The organism is Wolbachia endosymbiont of Nasonia oneida, assembly GCF_009012935.1.
GTDB classification, from domain to species: Bacteria; Pseudomonadota; Alphaproteobacteria; order Rickettsiales; family Anaplasmataceae; genus Wolbachia; species Wolbachia pipientis.
In genome coordinates this window covers 1-2,090 of record NZ_QESS01000042.1, presented here as the reverse complement: position 1 = coordinate 2,090, position 2,090 = coordinate 1, and the positions used below count along the sequence as shown (strand labels likewise).

At 37.3% G+C, this 2,090-nt stretch carries 2 protein-coding genes and 1 pseudogene; all 3 read right to left on the bottom strand.

Features of this window, described 5'->3' with window-relative positions; all coding sequences use genetic code 11:
• Positions 1–74: 74 nt before the first annotated feature.
• The 3 genes and pseudogenes from DEF52_RS05970 to DEF52_RS05960 all read right to left on the bottom strand — a co-directional run bounded on the left by DEF52_RS05970 (position 75) and on the right by DEF52_RS05960 (position 1,844).
• Positions 75–1,106: an Mrp/NBP35 family ATP-binding protein gene (locus DEF52_RS05970; RefSeq protein ID WP_151808132.1), complete on the bottom strand. Its 1,032-nt coding sequence runs from the start codon at positions 1,104–1,106 to the stop codon at positions 75–77.
• A gap of 7 nt (positions 1,107–1,113) precedes the next feature.
• A pseudogene (locus DEF52_RS05965) lies at positions 1,114–1,425 on the bottom strand (nuclease/transposase family protein); the annotation flags it as partial.
• Between the two features lie 95 nt (positions 1,426–1,520).
• Positions 1,521–1,844, bottom strand: coding sequence for an HNH endonuclease (locus tag DEF52_RS05960; RefSeq protein ID WP_010082233.1), 324 nt, complete (start codon positions 1,842–1,844; stop codon positions 1,521–1,523).
• Positions 1,845–2,090 lie beyond the last annotated feature (246 nt).

Here is a 2,090-nt window from a genome sequence, read left to right as displayed (position 1 = left end):
CTGGCCTTTCTATTAGTGAGATTGAAGAATTAAGTGTGAACGGTTACCCCTACGTCATACCGCCGCGGCGCTAACTAGTAGCGGAATGACGGTTTTTCAAATTGTAGAGCCACTTTAGCTATAACATCTTTAGCAATACCTTCATAAATCTCTGCCAAATCTTCACTTAGCATTAAAGGATTTCCACAATCAGAAGCATGACATATTTGTGGATCTAGAGGAACTCTGCCTAGGAGTTTGATTCCTAGCTCCTCAGACATTCTTTTTGCACCGTCTTTTCCAAATATGTATATTTCTGAGCCGCTTTGAGTAAAATAGCTCATGTTTTCCACAATGCCAATAATTGGTATACTGAGCTTTTTAAGCATATCATAAATTTTGCGAGCATCGATTAAAGAGAGCTCCTGTGGAGTTGAAACTATTATCGCCCCGGTTAAGTTAAAATTTTCCATAAGACTTAAATGCACATCGCCAGTTCCAGGTGGTGTATCAACTATCAAATACTCTATATCGGACCATTTTGTTCCCATTAGCAGATTATAAAGTGCTTTTGTAATCATAGGTCCGCGCCATATTGCTGCACGATCCTTGTCAACAAAATAGCCGATTGAAATAGTATGTAGTCCATACCTTTCTATAGGTATTGCTTTTCCACCCTGTATTTCTGGCTTTAATTTTTCAGCGCCAAGCATTTTAGGAATTGAAGGACCATATATATCTGCATCAACCAGCGCAACTTTGTGTTTTAACTTTGCTAATGAGAGAGCAAGATTTAGCGCAACTGTGGATTTACCTACGCCTCCTTTACCAGAGGCCACAATAATTATATTTTTCACTCCTTCGATATGTAATTTAGCTTTTTGTTGCCCAGTTTGTTTTTGACCAGTAGCAACCACGGTTACCTTCTCCACCCCTGGTATAGCCTTAACAGTTTGTTCACAAATTTTTCTTAATTCTTCATTTGCTTGTGTGTTACCGGCAACTTCAAGCGCAAAACCAACGTCCCCGCCTTTAATAATGATTGAGGATATTATGCCAACATCTTTACCGATTTTTTGCTCTATGACTTTTTTTAAGCTCTCTCTTACAATTTCTTCGTTGATCATTAGCCTTTTAGGTGATTTCTTCCTGAAGTCGTTTAATCTCAGCTTGAGGAAGGCCGGTTGTCTGAGAGATAATATCAATAGAGATGTCAGCCTTAAGTAGGTTTTTTGCTACTTCAATCTTTCCTTCAATCTTTCCCTCATCAAGTTTTTTAGCGAGGATGCCTTCTTCTTTCCGCAGATCCATTATTCTTTCTTCATATGCTACTAAATCTTTTTCATTCCAGCTAAACCTGTCTAATTCATCGTAGGCTAACTTTATTATTGGTGCTTTTTCTGCTATTTTCCTTAAGTCTTCTTCCGTAGTTTCATCTGCATATTGTTGTCTAAGTGAAGAAGGTCGCCCCTCCTCACTCGACTTCAAAACCGTACGTGAGACTTTGCGCCTCATACGGCTTCTCTCCAATTTGGAGCTTTTCATGCACACCTCCTGTGTAATTCATCGTGACAATGTCCATGTAACAAAGATAAGTTTTTGATCATGTTGTTTCGTCTATTCCGGTCTTTGTGATGTATTTCTATTGTATCATCACTTTTAAACCATAGTCTACAATTATCACATTTACTTTGTTGTAACTTCAATAGTTTTATTACTCTTAATGGCTTATCTGGTATTTTTCTCAGACGTTTACCCCAATAAACCCAATCACCATCATATGGAGATCTGGTTTTTTGCACTTTGATATGTCGTTTAATAACATGATCGCTGTGTATAATAAGATGTATCTTGTTACTTGTCATAAAACGCCAGTTATCGTTATTATACTTTTTAAAGTATTTTCTTTTTATCCAGCATTTCCCTTTGTTTGGGTGCCTAAAGACTGACCTTACCCAGAAAAAGTGGAGAGAAAGAAAAGAGTTTTTTTGGGTAAAATAAAATTTTGGAGGATTAGAAATGGTAGGAGAATATACGGCAGAATTCAAATTGGAAGCTGTTAAACTGGCAAATGAACAAAGAAAGGCAGGTCAAACAATTACAAAAATAGC